We start from the raw sequence: 18,126 nt of genomic DNA, 5'->3' as shown, positions 1-18,126 counted from the left end.
TGTTAATAACTCATTTGACGAAAGTTAGGCATACACAATGTGTAAATAAGACCATAACCAATAGTCATAAACAGTTGTGCTGGCGACAATAGCAAGAGTGAACCACCTGATCCCTTCCCGAACTCAGAAGTGAAACCTCTTAGCGCTGATGGTAGTGTGGGGTTACCCATGTGAGAGTAAGTCATCGCCAGCTCATTATTCAAACACCCCCTGGTCATCAGATCAGGGGGTGTTTCTCTATCTGGAAAATAATACTTTATTTCCACACAGATCCTGATAAATATAGAAAATTATTAAAATATGGTTGTTCTACTCGGTTTAAAAATTTCAATTTCCAAGCTAACAAAAAGAACTATTCAAAAAATTTTAAAGCGAGTTCCATTTTATAGATTTGGGTTAAGGCAAGTTTTGATTTTTATCCAATTCCTTTGTATTTAGTATTGAGATAAGGAGTCTAAAATTTTTTTAATAAAAATCAATATATTGTGCTGTATATGGGGTGAGAGGTATTCAGATATAGGTCATTCTTGAAAAAATTTTAAAGAATAAGAATTTTTTACATGAGGACTGGCAAGACGTATCTTTTATTGGAAAGATATTGCATGCTCATTTGAGCGCTGCAATTTATAGGGGATTTAAAAAGCATGAAAATAGGGTTGGATAGTTGTTGATCACACTGGTTACTGGAGACCTTGTGGTTGATGCGAATACGAGTAAATGATTGGTAATTTGAAAATAAAGGATTAGGCTTGAAATAACAGAAGATTATTGGTGGGCTTAAGTGCAGCAGAATTTTGTATGACTTTTACTAAAACTATGCTATAAAAACATAAAGCGGCATAAAAATTGCTTGTATTTAATGATTAATAATGAGTAGGGTTATATGAAGTTATCGGTTGGACTCAAAGTTGCGAACTCATTGTCGTTGACTCCTCAGTTGCAACAAGCCATTCGTTTGCTTCAATTGTCCAGTTTGGAATTGGAACAAGAAATTCAAATTCAACTCGACAGTAACCCATTATTAGAAAAAGTAGAAGAACAAAATAGTGTCGAAAGTTTATCAAGCTTAGAAAAAGAACATGATAATACTGATTTAACCAGTGAATTAAATGCCGATCATCTACCCGATGACTTACCTGTAGATACGGATTGGGATGATGTTTATACCCATCAATCAACCAGTTTGGGGAGTGCCGAATTTGAGGAGCGAGAGGATAATCGCCAAGGTCACATAGGCTTAAAAGAGCATATGCTTGAACAAATTAACTTGCTTCATTTTTCTCAAATTGATCGTTTAATTGCCTACTGTATTATTGACTCATTAGATAATAAGGGCTTTTTGGATGTCGAGATTTCAGAAATTACAACATCCGTTCAACACCTTTTAGCATCTATGGATTATGATGAAGTCATCGAAGATGATGAAGTCATTGTTGTCTTAAAACATATTCAACGTCTTGATCCAATTGGAATAGGGTCTAGAAATCTGGCTGAATGCTTAATGGTTCAACTGGAAAGTTTACCCGTTCAAACGACTTATCGTCATGAAGCGATGATTTTGCTTAAACATTATGAATTATTGATTTCTAATGAGCTTGCGAAGTTGCTTAAACAGACAGGATTAAATACAGACCAACTCAAATCTGCGGTGAATTTATTAAAAACATTAAAAGCACATCCAGGACTTGAGTTTGAAGATAAAGATTCGGATTACCAAATTCCAGATGTTGTGGTCATGAAGCGCAATGATCATTGGCAAATTCAATTGAATCCTGATGTAATGCCTAAATTAAGAGTAAATTCATTTTATGCGAACATGATTCGTCGAGCAGATCAAAGTGATGAAAATCAATATTTGCGTAATCAAATGTTGGAAGCCAAGAATTTTATTAAAAGTGTCGATGAACGCCATAAAACTTTATTGAAAGTAGCTTCGTGTATTGTCGAGCATCAAAAGGCATTTCTTGAGATTGGTGCTGAAGGGATGAAGCCTTTGGTGCTGCGTGATATTGCAGAAGAAGTTGAGTTACATGAGTCAACCGTTTCGCGGGTGACAACCAATAAGTATATGTTGACGCCACGTGGGTTGTTTGAATTGAAGTATTTTTTCTCAAGTCACGTGGGGACAACGTCGGGTGGTGAAGCCTCTTCTACAGCGATTCGTGCCAAAATTAAGAAAATGATTGCAGAAGAAAATACACGTAAGCCTTTGTCTGATAATGCGATTGCCAATATGTTGAAGGATGAGGGTATTGATGTGGCACGTCGTACGGTCGCAAAGTATCGTGAATCGTTACATATTCCGTCTTCTTCCGAGCGAAAAGTCTTGATCTAAAATTTAAAGTATGACTATTCTAGAGATTCATTATGACGAAATAATGAATCTCTTTTTTATTTTAAAGGACGGTTGAAATGATTTGATCAGATTGCGCAGATTCTTTTCTGGCTGTGAAACATTTCGGCTGTACCTTTGCTAATCCTAAAAGAAGGTGAGGGATAGAATTATGCAAATAACAATTCGTGGTCATCATTTAACTATCACCCCTGCGATCGAAGAAAATATTCGTGAAAAATTTGCCCAAATGACGAAGCACTTAGATCAAGTCAATAGTATGCAGGTGAAACTCTCTAAAGATCATCAAATTGATAAACATTCTAAAAAAGGGAGTGCGAATCATATAGCCGAAGCTATTATTCGTTTACCGGGTATAGAATTGTTTGCGCAGGCCACGGCAGATGATATGTACACTTCAATTAAAAAATTGACAGAAAAATTAAAACGACAATTGCACAAACATCGAGAATTACAGATGGATTATGTTCCACTTTTAGTTTGATCTAAATTTCAATCGAGGGAGGTTTATCACAAACCTCCTTTTTTTATATATAAAAAATGTGCGATGAATGCATTATTTTTCCTGATTTATAGTAAAATGGCGGGTTTTACACCATTGGTCCTGTATAGAGGTCTTTGTCATGAATAGTGAACAGCTCACTGAAATTTTAAAAACTGCTTTTCCTGAAGCTGAAGTTGCAGTTAGTGGGCAAGCGGGCAAGTTTGATCTTCGAATTGTTGATGATCAGTTTGAAGGAAAACGTCCTGTTGCACGCCAACAGACTGTTTATGCTCCGTTGAACTCTTACATCGCAAGTGGTGAAGTCCATGCTGTGACCATTCGCGCAATGACAAAAGAAGAATGGCGCAAAGCTAGCCTTTTTGGAGCTTAAAAATTAATGGATAAATTTTTGATTGAAGGTGGCGTTAAGCTTGAAGGTGAAGTTCGAATTTCGGGTGCAAAAAATGCGGCATTGCCGTTGCTTGCTGCCATGATTTTGGCAGATTCACCGATCAAACTGACCAATGTACCGCATTTAAAAGACGTCAATACTTTAGTGAAATTGATTGCGGGTTTAGGCATTCAAATGACCTATGAAGGCGATACGGTTACTGCAGATACGTCAACCTTAGATAACCAATTTGCACCTTATGAATTGGTTAAAACCATGCGGGCTTCAATTTTAGTGCTTGGTCCTTTGGTTGCACGTTATGGCAGTGCTAAAGTGTCTTTGCCTGGTGGATGTGCGATTGGTTCGCGTCCAGTCGATCAACATTTAAAAGCACTTGAAGCATTAGGTGCTGAAATTGAAGTTGAAAATGGTTATGTACATGCCAAAGTCGATGGTCGCCTAAAAGGTGGTGAAGTCGTTTTTGACATGGTGACTGTGGGTGGAACAGAAAATATTTTAATGGCAGCTGCGCTCGCGGAAGGTGTAACGACCATTCGTAATGCTGCACGTGAACCTGAAATTACCGATCTTGCGAAAATGTTGATCAAGATGGGGGCTAAAATTGAAGGCTTGGACACAGATACGCTTGTTGTAACGGGTGTTGAAAGCTTACATGGTTGTGAATATGCCGTTGTAGCCGATCGTATTGAAACAGGTTCATATTTAGCCGCTGCTGCGATTACAGGTGGTCGTGTGAAGACCACGCATACTGACCCAAGTTTAATGGAGTCAGTACTGGAAAAGTTTGAAGAAATGGGTGCGGAAGTGACCCGTGGTGACGATTGGATTGAACTGGATATGTTGGGTAAACGTCCTAAAGCAGTGAGCTTCCGTACGCTTCCTCATCCTGAGTTTCCAACTGATATGCAAGCTCAGTTAATGGCTGTAAACGTGATTGGTCGTGGTTTTGCGACCATTTCAGAAACGATTTTTGAAAACCGTTTTATGCATGTGCCTGAGTTGTCTCGTATGGGGGCAAATATTGAAGTTGAAGGAAATGATGCAATCGTAACCGGTGTCGAGAAGCTTTCTGCTGCACCCGTGATGGCAACAGATTTACGTGCATCATTCTCTTTGGTATTGGCTGCCTTGGCTGCTGAAGGTGAAACGTTGATTGACCGTATTTATCATATTGATCGCGGTTATGAAGATGTAGAAGCAAAATTACAAGGTTTAGGTGCTCAAATTAAGCGAGTAAGTGCATGAGTGACATGAGAAACGATGATCCTAATTTCAATGTAATGGGTAATTTTGATCATGGTTTAACATTGGCATTGAGTAAGGGGCGTATTCTCAAGGAGACTTTACCCTTACTTGAAACAGCGGGTATCAATTTACTCGAAGATCCTGATAAATCACGTAAATTGATTTTTCCGACCACACATAAGCAAGTCCGTATTTTAATTTTACGTGCTTCTGATGTACCGACTTATGTAGAAAATGGTGCGGCAGATATTGGTGTTGCGGGCAAAGACGTGCTTATGGAACATGGCGCGCAAAACGTTTATGAACCACTCGATCTCAAAATCGCAGTATGTAAACTGATGACCGCGGGCAAAGTTGGCATGGAACGTCCAAAAGGGCGTTTAAAAATTGCCACCAAATACGTGAACTTAACCCGTCAGTACTATGCTAGCTTAGGTGAGCAAGTCGATGTGATTAAGTTGTACGGCTCTATGGAACTGGCACCATTGGTGGGTTTGGGCGATTACATTGTCGATGTGGTTGATACAGGGAATACGCTACGTGCCAACGGTTTAGAACCATTGGAAGAAATCTGTAAAGTATCTTCTCGTTTGATCGTGAACAAGGCAAGCTTCAAGCGGAAGCAAGCGTTGTTAAACCCAATTCTTGCACAGTTAGAAACAGCAGTCGCTGAACGTGAAGCATTAAAGAACAAATAGTTGATCTTTTTTGTTTAAAGAAACCGCCATCCATGATGGCGGTTTTTTTGTGCCTGCTCATTTTTTAATATTTTTATTGGATTGAAATACAATAGGATTGAATCTGAACCAGTTGATTTAAAGTATCAAACGTATAGATATCACAAGCAGAAATTCGGGATGTCTGCTTGGTGTCATGAAATTGTGCTTCCCCTTGAACAATCACATGATGGCCCGTTTGATGAATTGCTTGAATATGGAACTCATACGCGATGGTCGTAAAATAATGCTCGATAGACTGGCAATGTTTGAGCACTTGATCAAAACCTGAAATCTGTTGTTTACCCACAATTTCCCATGTAATGGTTTCTGAAAAATAGGGTTGGATTGGGCTAAATTGTCCCGTTGAAAAGCATGTGGCTATGTCCGTGAGGGTCATCTTTTTTTGACTTTTTTTATTTAGATTCGGTAATTCTAGTTTAAAAATCATGATCACATTCATTTCCCGATGAAGTTAAAAGTAATTTTTCATTACACTCCGTGTTTAGCTGGAGGATTGTTGCCCACAAAATACAGGAAACAAGGTAAACTAAAGCTTCCCTTTATTTTCATTGTGGATAAATTGATGCGACGTTTATCGACTCAAGATCAGAACTTTAAACAAGTCTTTGCTGATTTGTTGGCTTTTGAAACCGTGAGTGACCCAGAACTTTTAAAAACCGTAGATCAAATCATCGCTGATGTTCGTCAGCATGGTAATGCTCATGTTCTTAAACTCACTCAACAGTTCGATCGACATCCAGCGCATCAATTTTCAGATTTAGAACTGACCCAAGAACAATTAAAAACCGCTTTTGATGGTTTGAGTATCGAAGTCCGCGAGGCGTTAGAGCTTGCTGCAAACCGTATTCGTGAGTTTCACCAAGCGCAAAAACAAGAAGGCTGGACCTATGTGGATGCCTTGGGGAACACACTTGGGCAAAAAGTAACGCCTTTAGATCGCGTTGGGATTTATGTACCTGGTGGTTTGGCATCTTATCCGTCTTCTGTGTTAATGAATGCTGTGCCTGCGCATGTGGCGGGTGTGCCTGAAATTATTATGGTCGTGCCTGCACCGAACGGTGAGTTGAATCCTTTGGTATTAGCAGCCGCTTATTTGGCTGGTGTCAGCCGTGTCTTCACCATTGGTGGGGCACAAGCGGTTGCGGCTTTAGCCTATGGTACAGAAACGATTCCGGCAGTGGATAAGATTACAGGACCGGGCAACCGTTTTGTCGCGGCTGCGAAACGTGCAGTATTCGGACAAGTCGGTATCGATATGATTGCAGGGCCGTCTGAAATTTTAGTTTATGCTGAAGGCGTGAATAATGCACAATGGTTGGCAATGGATTTATTGTCCCAAGCCGAGCATGATACTGTAGCGCAAGCGGTGTTTATCACACCTGATGAGCAATTACTGAATGATGTTGCTCAAGCGGTAGAAGAGCATTTAGCCGTATTACCAAAAGCTGAAATTGCGCGCACTTCAATTGCAAATCGTGGGGCTTTGGTATTGGTCAAAGACCGTCAAGAAGCCATTGATTTAATTAATCAGGTTGCACCAGAGCATTTAGAGCTTTGCCTAGATGAAGCGCAGGAAATGGCAGAAGATATTCGCCATGCAGGCGCAATCTTCATGGGGCGTTATACCCCAGAGGCAATCGGTGACTATTGTGCAGGGCCAAACCACGTTTTGCCAACTTCTGGTACGGCACGCTTTTCTTCGCCGCTGGGTGTATATGATTTTCAAAAGCGTTCAAGTTTGATTATGTGCTCTGAGCAAGGTGTGAAAACTTTGGCGAAAACCGCGGATATTCTAGCGCAGCAAGAAAACTTAGATGCGCATGCGCGTTCAGCACGTTATCGTTATCAATAAATTATTTTAAAACCTCTCCCTACCTCTCCTAAACGGAGAGGGAACGCATCGATGAAATCAATCTGAGGCGTAATTCCTCTCCTTGAGCAAGTTTTAAGGATTCCCTTAAGGCGAAGTGCAAGAGAGGTTAGGAGAGGAAATATAGAGAAATAAAATGTCAAATATCAGTCCAGCACAAATGCGTTTTTGGAGCCCTCAAGTACGTGAATTAGAACCGTATGTACCAGGTGAGCAACCGAAAATTCAAAATTTATTAAAATTAAATACCAATGAAAACCCATACCCGCCATCTCCAAAAGTGGTAGAAGCTGTTCAAGCGGTATTAGTGGATTCTGCGGATGCCCTACGTTTATATCCTGACCCTGATGCTTCCGCTTTAAAGCAGGCGATTGCCAAACAACAAAATGTTGCGCTTGAGAATGTTTTTGTGGGTAATGGTTCAGACGAGGTTTTGGCACATATCTTTAAGGCTTTTTTTGTCCAAGATAAACCCATCCTTTATCCAGATATTACCTACAGTTTTTATCCTGTTTATAGCCAATTCTTTGGGGTTGAAACACAAGTTTTACCGTTGAATGATGCTTTTGAAATTGTGGTAGATGATTATAAGCAAGCCAATGGTGGCATTATTATCACCAATCCGAATGCGCCAACCAGTATCGCTTTAGGTCTGCAAGCCATTGAAGAAGTTTTGCAAGCCAATCCTGATTCAGTGGTGGTAATTGATGAAGCTTATGTCGATTTTGGTGCTGAATCTGCTGTTAAATTAGTGGAAAAGTATGAGAACTTGGTGGTTTGCCAAACCACATCCAAGTCTCGTTCATTGGCTGGTTTACGTGTTGGTTTTGCGATTGCACAGCCACATTTAATTGCAGCACTGGAAGCGGTGAAAAATAGTTTTAATTCTTATCCAATGGATCGTTTTGCCATTGCTGCAGCCGTAGCTTCTTTTGAAGATCAGGCGTATTTTGAACAGCAATGTGAAAAAGTCATTCGCAGCCGTGAAAAACTGGTCAATGAACTGCAAGCGATTGGTTTTGTGGTATTGCCATCTAAAGCCAACTTCATTTTTGCATCTTTACCCAATAAAGATGCGGGTGAATTGGCGGCTGAATTACGTGCGTGTGGCATTATTGTGCGTTATTTCAATAAGCCACGCATTAATCAATTCTTGCGTATTACCATTGGTACAGATGAGCAAAATCAGCGTTTGGTTGAAACCTTAAAGCAAGATATTTTGGTTTAAGATTGTGGCTTCTGCCATGTGTTGAGTAAGTCCAGCATGGCAGAAACTTTATCAAAACATTCTTGGTATTCCGCATCGCAGTCAGACGCAATGGTGATTCCGCCGCCTGCCCAAAGAGAAATATGTTGTTGATATTTCTGAATGGAGCGAATCAAAATATTCCATGAACCTGTACCATCAAAATTAAAATAACCTAATGATCCACAATATGCACCGCGTGGCGCACCTTCTAATTCTTCTATAATTTGCATGGCACGAATTTTGGGCGCACCTGTAATTGAGCCACCAGGTAGAGCCGCCAACAATACATCTAAAGCTTTGACAGCAGGTTTCAGGGTTGCTGTGACTTCACTGACCATGTGATGAACTTGATTAAATGATTCAATTTCAAATAATTTTGGTGTTTTAACCGTTCCTGTTTCCGCATAAACACTTAAATCATTACGTAACAAATCTACGATCATGACATTTTCAGCCTGATCTTTAGAAGAGTGTTGTAATTGGTGTTTAGATTGTGCATCGCGCTCTGCATCTGCATAACGTGGCATAGTACCCTTAATGGGTTTAGTGACCAGTTTTTTTCCTGCTAGAAATTCGATAAAAAGTTCAGGCGAGCAGCTCAGTAATTCAAACTCTTCTGTTTTTAAATACCCAGAATACGGTGCATCAGTCAGTTGCCAGAACGCTTGTGCCACGGAAAGTAAACGCCCTTCAGCTTGTCCCTTAAATTCTTGGGTCAGGTTAATTTGATAACAATCACCTGCCTTAATATATTCTTGAACTTGTGCAAAAGCCGCTTGATATTGTTGCTTATTCCAACGTGCGTGACAGGTTTGAGTGAGCTGTAATGGAGTGACTTTGGATGTAGCTTCTAATTTGTTCTGAATGAATGCGAAAATTTGTTCAGCTTCTGGCTCATCACTATAAAAATACCAAGCATCATCCTGAAATTTTAAATAAGTTTGAAATAAACCAAGCCAAAAACTAGGTTGATCTTTTGAGTGAACTTTCACATGTTGTGCACTGGCAAAATCATAACTGATGAAGCCCATTAAGCCGCCCTGAAATCCATCAGTATTGGATTGAAGATTTTCAGACTGTTTAAACCTTAAACTGGATTCAATGGGGATATATTGGTCAAGCTGTGTTCTTTGGTAAGTTTGACGGACGCCATTTTTTACACATTCAAATTGACATGGAAGAAAAGCAATGACCGGGCTTTGATTGTTTTTTAAATAAATTAAATGTGGAAGATCATCGAGACATGAAAGAATTTCTTGAACATTAACAGGTTGATCACAAATCACATTTTGGAAAAGAGAAGGGCTGGTCATATGCTTAATAAAGCTGGCATTAAAACTATATTCTATATTTTACTCGAATGTGAAGGAAACAACACAGTAAATACCGTTTGTCGGCAAGATTCACATTACGACCAACAGCAGTTGAACAAAAAATAACAGACCTATAACGTTATGGGTGCCAACGGATCACTCAAGGAACTATGTACTGTTGTCGAAAAACAAATAAAACAACAGATGCATCGAGTGGTTGACATTTAAAGAAAAAGAATACTCTTGGGAGAGTGGAACATGAAAAAATTAACTAAACTTGTTTTAGTTTCTTCAATGGCTATTAGCGCGAATGCGATGGCTATGCAAGCAATGGACGATGCTTCATTAAGCGCGACAACGGGTCAAGATGGTTTAAATATCGGTATTGGCATTTCTAAAGTCGAGATTGAGAAATTATTCATTCACGACAATGACGGTCTTGCAACAGCTGGATTGGGCGGTACTTCAACTGCGGGTGCCATTGTAATTAAGGGCAATGGTACCGGTGCGACTGCAACCAAAGGTATTGTGATTGGTGCAAACTATGATAATGCGGGTGCATACTTACTTGCTTCACGTAACCTTGCAGATTTAACCATTGATACTGATGCAGGTACTTCAGGAACAGGTGGTGCGTTCCTGAACATCGGTGCGCAAGTTTCTGGTTTGGATATTAAAATTGGGGAAATTGGGGTAACAGGTTCAGGCGCGCTTCCAACAGCAGCTTCAACCAGTATTCGTCGTGGTGGAGATGATACCAACTACAATGCAATTTTATCAGGTCTATCTTTAAAAACAGGTCCTATGTCTGCCAATATTCAACTGGGTGCAGCACCACAAGGGGCTATGGTTAAGTTGAATGCACAGATGATCGGTGGTCTAGAAATTACCAACCTTGGTATTTTGGATAACTCAACTAAACAAGGCACTGGGGATGGTACTACAGGTAACCGTGCAGCAGGTCAAATCTTCGTAGATAGCATTAAAGTAGCGGATGCAAATGCTAAAGATTTAACCTTGAATCAATCAATCAGTGTGATTGGTACAGAAGGTGCGAACAAAGGCTATTTACGTATTATCAGCTCTAGCGGTGCAGTAGATAACTATGTGAAAGGTGTGCATTTAGGTAGTCAAGCTGCTTCATCAATTGGTGATGTAGAAGTACAAGGTTTACAAACCTATTTCAGCCCATCTTTAGGTGTTTACACTCCAGGTGCAGTCATCACGATTTCTGGTCACTAATCATTTCCTAGGAAAAGCGCGTGAATTCACGCGCTTTTTTTTACAAAAAACCATTCAGTTCATCTAAAAATGTAAGAAAAGGCTGTTTCTTTTTTAAAAAAACAGGTATGTTGTCAAAATACAAGGAAGTATAGAGTTTTTACTCTAGAAAAATAATAAATTTCAGGCACGTCATGCCGAACATCAGAAAGTTAGGGAATATGTTAGAGATCGCATTGGGCTCGGCATTGATGTACTATTTTGCCACGCAAGCCTTTGAAATAAAAGAAAAACCTCCTGAAGCAGTCTATTACACTGAAACACTCGATTCACGGCAAGATTCCTTTACCCGCATGCACCGTGAAACCGTTCAAATTAAACCTGCATTGATCGATCAATTTCGTGGCATTGTACGTCAAGCCTATGACTATAGCTGTGGTTCCGCTGCATTAACGACTTTACTCAATGGTTATGTGGGAACGCAGTTGACGGAACAACAAACCATGACTGGCTTACTCAAGTTCGGTGAGTCAGAACGGATTATTGAGCGTCGTAGCTTTTCATTACTGGATATGAAGCGTTTTGTCGCTGCACTCGGTTTAGAGAGTGGAGGCTATAAAGGTGAATTCTCAGATTTAGTTGCACAAGGTCAGCCTGCCATTGTTCCAATCTCTTATGCGGGGTTTAAACACTTTGTGGTGTTTAAGGCCTATAAGGATAGGCGTGTTTACGTCGCTGATCCAGCTTTGGGAAACATTAGTTTTGATGAAGAACGCTTTAAAGAAATTTGGGAAAATAACACCCTATTTCTAATTAGTGTTCCACCAGAACAACGTAAAAATTTATTGGCATTACAGGATAGTGATATGCGTCATGTTGAGGATGCAACAGTGAACCGTTATGCATTGGTTGATATTCAATATCCACAGTTTTATATGGAAAAACTGGCAGATCGGGGAGCGACGATCTCAAGAATTGTCAATAATAACCCAGAATCGGAGATGAACGGCCAATATGTCGATCGACATTTACGCCTATATTACAAGAGCAAATAGCACGCGGTTTAAAGCAAATAAAAAAAGAATAGAGTGGACGGAAATGAAAAATCAATGGATGAATAAAACTTTATTGGTGCTGAGTATTCAAATTTTGATGGGGACTGCTTATGCAGCCGATACGACAGCTGAAACACAGGGAACAACCGTTGGAGCTCAAGAAACAGCAGTTGCATCAAGTGTAGAAACCAATGCCACAACACCACCGCATGATGCTTCTAATGCATTACAGCAACAAGAGGGTGATGCGACTAAACAAACCAATCTTGAAGAAGTTTTTACCTCAAACGAGCGTCAATATTCTTTAATTAAAAAAGGCGATATTTCTGCATTTTACGATGTGGATTATACCTACTATCGCGATACCCAATTAGATCTAGAAATGGCACAAGGTAGCCTGTATCAATTACGCGTGCAGGAAAATGCCAGCCATACTTTGACCAATACTTTTACCGTACAGTATGGGGTACTCGATAATTTAACCTTCACGGCTTCATTACCTCTAGTTGCTAAAACAGACAATTTAAAAGACACCTCTACCGCAGGTTTGGGCGATATTTCTTTAGGTACACGTTGGGAACCGTTCCCGCTTAAAACGGGACGTTTACCTTTAATTTTATTTGGAAACATCTCGACCAAAACAGGCGATAGCCCTTATGAAATTAATCCAACTACCGACTTGGCTACTGGTAAAGGTTATTATTCAGCAGGTGTCGGTGCGAGCACACGTAAGTATATTGATCCTGTGGTACTTTTTGCTTCAGTATCGGCCAACTATGGTTTCAAAGAGTCGGGTTTAGATCAGCGCCGTGGTCCACGAGTCATTGAAGAATTTGACCCAGGCATTAGCGGAGGTTTTTCATTCGGTTTTGCTTACTCATTTAACTATGATGTGTCTATGACCATGTCATACCAGCAAAGTTTCAATACGGGGGCAGAATTTACATATACCTCAGGTGAAAGTTACTCACCAGCCGATCAAACCAGTTCAACCTTTGCTATTTCATTAGGTGTACGTGTTTCACCAGAAACTATTGTGAATGGCACCTTAGGCATTGGCTTAACCGAAGATGCACCTGATGTATCTTTAGGTTTGTCTTTCCCATTAGATATTGCAGGTTTCGGTAAAAAAATCAGCTAAGAGGGCAGTCGCATGTACAAGGTACGACTTAGCCCGTTAGTTTCAGCGATAATTTTATCGGGCTGTTCAAGTATGGCTTTTGCTCAACTCGGGCAAAATTTGTCAGTAGATATTCGATCACTTGCAATGGGGAATGCGGTCACAGCCGATCCTCCAGGGGTAAGTGCGGTTCATTATAACCCTGCCGCATTGACGAAAATTGAGGGTTTGCAAACAGATGTACAAGGGATTCTGGCAAACTTTAATATCAAACGTCAGTATTCAGCACCTGAAGGCTATAACGTTTTTGGTTATTCAGATGACCCTTTGGTGTGTAATGATGGTCCTGAAGTGGCTTCAGACATTTGTACAGATTACAAAGGCCCTGTAAATGGCGATGTAGAATATATTAGTCTGTATGTGCCATTTTTAAAGAAAGTCGTCGATTTAGGTGAGGGGATGCCTATGCTTGCACCAACGGCGGGCGCAGCATATAAACCACCCGGTTCTAAAACTACTTTTGCCACAGCATTTTATGCACCCTTAGTGGCTGGATTTGGTGCGGAAAACGGCAATCCAAGTAATTTTATGGGACAACAGGTGGCATTGGAGCGCTTTACCTATTTGTCGCCGTCTATCGCCTATGAAGTCAATGATGAACTTTCGATTGGCGCCTCGGTGGGCATGTCTTATCAAGCTTTTGCCTTAAAAACAGATTTGCGTTTCCCGAATGAAATGATTGGGATGTTACGCATGATTGATGAGGTGGTCTGTACCCCATTTAAAGACAACTCGGATGTGATTACCGATATTTTATTGCTCGGGATTTGTAATGCTCAAGAAGGAATGAATCCATTTGGTCGTTTTGGTCGGATGGAAGTGGCGATGGAGCAATCATTGAGTCCGAGTTTTAACCTTGGGGTCATGTGGGAACCCACCGACGAATTTAGCTTTGGTATGGTGTATCAAAGTGCTTCAAAAATGCGTTTGAAGGGCAAATACACGATTGATAACTCAAAAGCGCCACGTGAGTTGATCAATGGTTTGATGTCTTCACCGACAGGGCAGATTCTTGCGGCAATTTTAGGTTTTCCACAAAGTATTCCTGCGACCGAATCAGGTCTGGTGTCGATGGATTTTGAGTATCCACAGCATATTCAGGCCGGGATCAAATATATGCTTCTGCCCGATTTACAAGTGAATGTAGATGTGGGCTGGACAGATTATCGTGCATGGGACAAGTTCAAATTTGAGTTTGACCGCTCTATCTCGGCATTAAAAATTGCCAAACTCCTTTCACCAGATATTACTGACAACAGTTTGTCATTGCCTTTGAAGTTTGACTCCCCTTGGAACTATGGCATCGGGATTGAATATTCTGCAACTGATCGTTTGAAGTTACGAGCTGGATATGAGCCAAGAACCAGCGCCATCCCTGATGACAAACGAAATACCATGGTGCCTATTAATAATGCGCAATTATTTGGTTTGGGTGTGGGTTATCGCTTCGATGCCGATACCGACTTAGATTTATCCATTGGTTATTTACGCAGTAAAGACAGTATTCCTGCCAATACCAGTACTTTATTGAACCAAACTGGGGTGAATAATATTGTATTTAACCCATATGCGGGCTTAAACGTAAAAACCGAAACCAATATCACTATTTTAGGCTTGAGTTATCGTACAAAATGGTAAGAAAAAACAATAAAGCTAAGCGGTTTACGTGGGTGTCATCATCGACTTGGGTTTTATGTGGGATGATGGCACTGTCTGCAAATGCGGGTGAGTTTTATACCATCATTGGGCCAGATGGTCGTCCCATGGTGATTCCTCGTGTGCCTGCTGAAACCCAAAAAGTGGAAGCTCAATCTCAGGTTGCGCTTCCATCAAAGCCAAAAATAGAACAAGAAAAAACGAAAGTAAAGGATGTACCGTCTGTTCAGGTGGTTCAACCGATGCCAAAAGCACAAGTTGTGGTACCACCGACTGGTGTCGCTGAAAAAGTTGAATCTCAAGTGAAAACTAAACCCCAACTTACTGAAGTGCAAAAAAATCCTGTCGTGGTACAGCCTGAAATAGTTGATCAAAGTAAATCTATTCCACCGGCAAATAATGAAAAAAAACTCACGTCTGTTGAGTCGAAAGTTGCTGTCATAGCAAAATCTGCCGAAATTCCAAAACAAGTGAATGAGCAGCTCAGTCAGCAAATTACTACATTTCAAAAGCCGCCCTTGGAACTCGCTCAACCATCTATAACTCAGAAGGCAACTTCTGCACAGGTTGAGCGAGCACTTCATAAAATTGAAACCAATGTGGCCATTGAAAAAGCCACACAATTAAAAAGCAAACATGAAACCAGTTCGGTTTCCACGCAATCTACACAAGAAGGATTTCTGGAAATTAATGGTGATCGTTATGTGAAAAATGAATATTTAGAAGGGAAAGAATTTAATTTAGAAAATAAAAAACGCTTTTATGTCATGCCTGAAGGTGTGATGGATAAAGAGTTAGGTCCACCTCGTTTGCAAGTGGTTGAACGTGAAAAAGGGGTGAATCAAGGCGTACTCGACCGATTATTTAAGAAGAATAATCCAGTTGAAAACTCAGTGATTGCTTTATCGACTCAGTATTATCCCATTGCAAAAGATCAAGTGGTACAAAGCTTGGGTCAAAGCTGTTATCGCGATAAAAAAATACAAAAAGCAAAATTACTCAAAGCTCAGCAAGACGTCAATTTATGGCCTCGCCAACCGTTAAAAAATCATTTTGATTATGAAGTCGTGGAAGTACAGACGGGCATTAAAAATGTGCAACTCAGTTCTTATGCCTCGAGTCAAAATCAACCAAGTTATTACTGGCCTTTTGTGGCTTTTTTAGATGACTCAGGCTGTGTGATTGAAGGCGTGACGGGTTTTAAAAATCAGGATCGTGCCGAAAATAAATACCGCCATGCTGTGATTGACGGCATGTTACAGCTGCCTACGCAAACCCGATATATTTTTATGACCCCTTTACTTTCAGCAGTGGATGTTGAAGAGCAAGCGTTAAGCAATCAAGGACAAATCAAACTGACCGCGGTTCGTTAGTTAGAAAAATAGAGTAATAGGAATGAAAAATAAATATTTATTAACCATCGCACTTTCAACGTTAATGTCAGGACTCACTGCTTGTGGTGGGGAAAGTGCCAATATTATTCCAGAGAAAAATAATAACAGCACGGTAAATGGGAGTTGTACTGCGGGCACAACCAACTGCATTCAGTTTGCACTGGATTATCCTTTTGATGGTTTAAATTTTTCCTGTAGCAGTGATACACAAAATACCTTTGTGACTTTAATGGATTTGAAGAATGGTGTTGCCACAGGCACTTGTAATTATAGTGATAAAGTCAATGTATTCTTATTGGGTAAAGCCGATAAACGGATTGCTTTAGGGTCTTTCCCAATCAGTAATATTGCCTTGGTCAGTACCGATCAAATTCCGCGTTTGACGGTATTAGATATTGCCAGAGGGATGACTAACCGTGATGCGACCGTACTTGATTCAAGTGATGCTACAGTCAAAACTGCCATGAACTTGGTTAAAATTATTCAGGCATTGGCTCTACAGCAAAAAAGTATAAACACGAAAACGGATATTCAAGCGCTGTATATGAATGATTCGATCCGTGAAAGTTTAGATAAAATTACCAGTTCTGTAACCGCGCAACAGATGGTGAATGGAGAGTACGCCGCCATCATTAAACCGTGGTTAGATGTCTCTGTCATTTCAGATGCAGACGCTTTTGCGGTGGTCAGTCAATTATTGAATATTAGCAATGCCGCGGTGTATCAGCCTGAGTTTTCTTTATTCTCGACTACTGGCAGTGTGGTGAGTAGCTTAACGGGGTCGGATGGCTTAACGGGCTGTAATAAAGACGTTTGTGCTGCAAATGACACGACCACCAAACATTTGTTTGGACATTTTATGTTGTTGACGGATCGCCAAGGCTATACATTTGGCAGTGGTTTGCAATGGAGAGGTTTGGCAAAATCAGGCCTGACCTCGATTGCTGGAGTAAATGCAGAATTACTCCGCAGCTATAAACCGACCCGTATGACGGCATTGCCACAAAACCATTGGATTAACCCGCTGAATAAACGCATCGATCAAAATTATTATATTGGCGTAGATGACGTGAATTCTGAAGATCTGATTATCAATCAAGGGAAGTTGTATAACGATTATATGATTGCGGGTAAGGAAAAATTCTATAAATTACTGACACAAAAAACCACGGTCACTGCTGAGGACTTGAAAGACCTCGGACAATGGCAACAGCGTTATGGTATCTCAGATACGTTTAAAGGTTCCTTAGATCTTTTTAAAGTTTATCCAATTACCTATTTAGACAAACAAGTATTTAAATCGAGTAATAATGTCTCAGCAGGTGAAAATTACATTTTCCCATTATATGCAGATTTAACGTTCAAATTCACTGATAGCAGTGTGCCAAGTCTAAAATTGGGTATTGTGATTGATGAGAAAGGCGATATACGAACCAATATGAAGCCTGCTGCGACCGATACTGATATGAGTACAGGAAGCTGTAATACAACAGTAGGTAGTAATCTGAAAGACAGTAATGGTGTACAGCAATATCGCTTAGGCACAACATCTCGTGCCTTTATTGATGATCGCGCTATTTCTATTCGTATGATTTTAGGCGATGAGGCATTAAAGTCAGTTAATGGTGCTTTGGTTGGGGTAAACTCAACCATTCAAATATCTGCCACAGGTGAAAAAATCGTGGTGGGTGGGGCTTTAGTTCACTTACAGAATTTATTAAATGCATCAACGGGAGGTACAGGACGTATCACCTTTACCGATTCTGCTGGCAGTGCAGTTAAATGGGCGAACAGTTATGCCAGTTTCCAAAAGGTTTATAATGCCAATAATACCGATGAAACGACGGATGACACCGCTTTAGCGAAATTGAGTGGTGGAACTTTAGAGATGAGTTTAGCGCCTTGCTATAGCGTTAAAGCCAAAAGCTAAATTTCGATATTCTGAATAAAAAAG

The 18,126-nt window shown here is 40.3% G+C and carries 15 protein-coding genes and 1 rRNA gene; 14 read left to right on the top strand and 2 right to left on the bottom strand.

Annotated elements, in window-relative coordinates:
* Positions 1 to 78 precede the first annotated feature (78 nt).
* The 6 genes from rrf (at position 79) to hisG (ending at position 5,192) form a co-directional block, all read left to right on the top strand.
* A 5S ribosomal RNA gene (rrf, locus tag E0H87_RS07090) occupies positions 79 to 193 on the top strand.
* 690 nt (positions 194 to 883) lie between these two features.
* Positions 884 to 2,335: an RNA polymerase factor sigma-54 gene (locus E0H87_RS07085; protein ID WP_131322935.1), complete on the top strand. Its 1,452-nt coding sequence runs from the start codon at positions 884 to 886 to the stop codon at positions 2,333 to 2,335.
* Positions 2,336 to 2,504: 169 nt separating this feature from the next.
* Complete coding sequence (hpf, locus tag E0H87_RS07080; RefSeq protein ID WP_131322934.1) at positions 2,505 to 2,837, top strand: ribosome hibernation-promoting factor, HPF/YfiA family; 333 nt, start codon at positions 2,505 to 2,507, stop codon at positions 2,835 to 2,837.
* Positions 2,838 to 2,976: 139 nt separating this feature from the next.
* Positions 2,977 to 3,228 (top strand): BolA family iron metabolism protein IbaG, encoded by a 252-nt coding sequence (gene ibaG / locus E0H87_RS07075; RefSeq protein WP_016167324.1) that lies wholly within the window; start codon positions 2,977 to 2,979, stop codon positions 3,226 to 3,228.
* Positions 3,229 to 3,234: 6 nt separating this feature from the next.
* Entirely contained in the window at positions 3,235 to 4,494 is a 1,260-nt protein-coding gene (gene murA, locus E0H87_RS07070; RefSeq protein WP_131322933.1) for a UDP-N-acetylglucosamine 1-carboxyvinyltransferase, read from the top strand.
* Positions 4,491 to 5,192, top strand: coding sequence for an ATP phosphoribosyltransferase (gene hisG, locus E0H87_RS07065; RefSeq protein WP_131322932.1), 702 nt, complete (start codon positions 4,491 to 4,493; stop codon positions 5,190 to 5,192). Before murA ends, hisG begins: the two co-directional genes overlap by 4 nt.
* Positions 5,193 to 5,265: 73 nt before the next feature.
* Here hisG and E0H87_RS07060 read toward each other — a convergent pair whose 3' ends face one another.
* Complete coding sequence (locus E0H87_RS07060; RefSeq protein ID WP_227547322.1) at positions 5,266 to 5,661, bottom strand: nuclear transport factor 2 family protein; 396 nt, start codon at positions 5,659 to 5,661, stop codon at positions 5,266 to 5,268.
* Positions 5,662 to 5,784: 123 nt separating this feature from the next.
* Here E0H87_RS07060 and hisD point away from each other — a divergent pair, with 123 nt between their 5' ends.
* Together hisD and hisC are read left to right on the top strand one after the other, a co-directional pair.
* On the top strand, positions 5,785 to 7,086 hold the full coding sequence (gene hisD / locus E0H87_RS07055) for a histidinol dehydrogenase (RefSeq protein WP_165493946.1): 1,302 nt from the start codon (positions 5,785 to 5,787) through the stop codon (positions 7,084 to 7,086).
* Between the two features lie 154 nt (positions 7,087 to 7,240).
* Positions 7,241 to 8,332, top strand: a complete 1,092-nt coding sequence (gene hisC, locus E0H87_RS07050) for a histidinol-phosphate transaminase (protein ID WP_131322930.1) — start codon at positions 7,241 to 7,243, stop codon at positions 8,330 to 8,332.
* Here the strand turns inward: hisC and pabB are convergent.
* Entirely contained in the window at positions 8,329 to 9,666 is a 1,338-nt protein-coding gene (pabB, locus tag E0H87_RS07045) for an aminodeoxychorismate synthase component I (protein WP_131322929.1), read from the bottom strand. The two genes, hisC and pabB, sit on opposite strands and share 4 nt — an antisense overlap.
* A 258-nt stretch (positions 9,667 to 9,924) precedes the next feature.
* On the opposite strand from pabB, the gene E0H87_RS07040 reads away from it, so the two are divergent.
* From E0H87_RS07040 to E0H87_RS07015, 6 genes are all read left to right on the top strand, one after another.
* The gene (locus E0H87_RS07040) at positions 9,925 to 10,908 is read left to right on the top strand and encodes a DUF6160 family protein (protein ID WP_131322928.1); all 984 of its coding nucleotides are present in this window, start codon (positions 9,925 to 9,927) and stop codon (positions 10,906 to 10,908) included.
* 200 nt (positions 10,909 to 11,108) lie between these two features.
* Complete coding sequence (locus tag E0H87_RS07035; protein WP_131322953.1) at positions 11,109 to 11,942, top strand: C39 family peptidase; 834 nt, start codon at positions 11,109 to 11,111, stop codon at positions 11,940 to 11,942.
* A gap of 43 nt (positions 11,943 to 11,985) precedes the next feature.
* Positions 11,986 to 13,083 (top strand): hypothetical protein, encoded by a 1,098-nt coding sequence (locus E0H87_RS07030; protein WP_131322927.1) that lies wholly within the window; start codon positions 11,986 to 11,988, stop codon positions 13,081 to 13,083.
* Positions 13,084 to 13,095: 12 nt separating this feature from the next.
* Positions 13,096 to 14,760: an OmpP1/FadL family transporter gene (locus E0H87_RS07025; RefSeq protein WP_131322926.1), complete on the top strand. Its 1,665-nt coding sequence runs from the start codon at positions 13,096 to 13,098 to the stop codon at positions 14,758 to 14,760.
* 32 nt (positions 14,761 to 14,792) lie between these two features.
* Positions 14,793 to 16,151 (top strand): putative pilus assembly protein FilE, encoded by a 1,359-nt coding sequence (gene filE, locus E0H87_RS07020; protein WP_165493942.1) that lies wholly within the window; start codon positions 14,793 to 14,795, stop codon positions 16,149 to 16,151.
* A gap of 22 nt (positions 16,152 to 16,173) precedes the next feature.
* Positions 16,174 to 18,102 (top strand): hypothetical protein, encoded by a 1,929-nt coding sequence (locus tag E0H87_RS07015; protein ID WP_131322924.1) that lies wholly within the window; start codon positions 16,174 to 16,176, stop codon positions 18,100 to 18,102.
* Positions 18,103 to 18,126: the final 24 nt, after the last annotated feature.

The organism is Acinetobacter sp. ANC 4178 (assembly GCF_004331175.1).
Taxonomy (GTDB): Bacteria; Pseudomonadota; Gammaproteobacteria; order Pseudomonadales; family Moraxellaceae; genus Acinetobacter.
The sequence above is the reverse complement of the archived record's forward strand: the minus strand, read 5'-3'. Positions and strand labels throughout refer to the sequence as shown.